This is a genomic window from Streptomyces beijiangensis, assembly GCF_017315755.1.
Lineage (GTDB): Bacteria > Actinomycetota > Actinomycetes > Streptomycetales > Streptomycetaceae > Streptomyces > Streptomyces beijiangensis.
Genome location: NZ_JAFLRJ010000944.1, coordinates 1 through 304, shown reverse-complemented (window position 1 = coordinate 304; position 304 = coordinate 1). Strand labels below are relative to the sequence as shown.

The 304-nt window shown below is 66.1% G+C and carries 1 protein-coding gene; it reads left to right on the top strand.

All coding sequences use genetic code 11. From position 1 onward, the window contains the following. On the top strand, positions 1-304 hold a 304-nt coding region (locus J0695_RS39990), incomplete at both ends, for an endonuclease/exonuclease/phosphatase family protein (RefSeq protein WP_443727096.1).

Sequence of the window (304 nt, the reverse complement as noted above, 5' to 3'; positions counted from 1 at the left end):
ATCGCCAACCACTTCAGCTCGAAGGGCGGTGGCGACCTGGAGGGCGACCAGCCGCTGGAGGGGCGCATCCAGCCGCCCAACCGGTACTCCGAGCCGCAGCGCATCGAGCAGGGAAAGCTGGTGAACTCCTTCGTGAAGGATCTGCGCGCGATCGACCCCAAGGCGGTGGTCGTCGCCGCGGGCGACTTCAATGACTTCAATTTCTCCCCCACTCTCGACGCACTGCGCGCGGGCCGCGCACTGACCAGCCCGATGAACCGGCTGCCCGCGAACGAGCGGTACGGCTATGTGTTCAACGGGAACT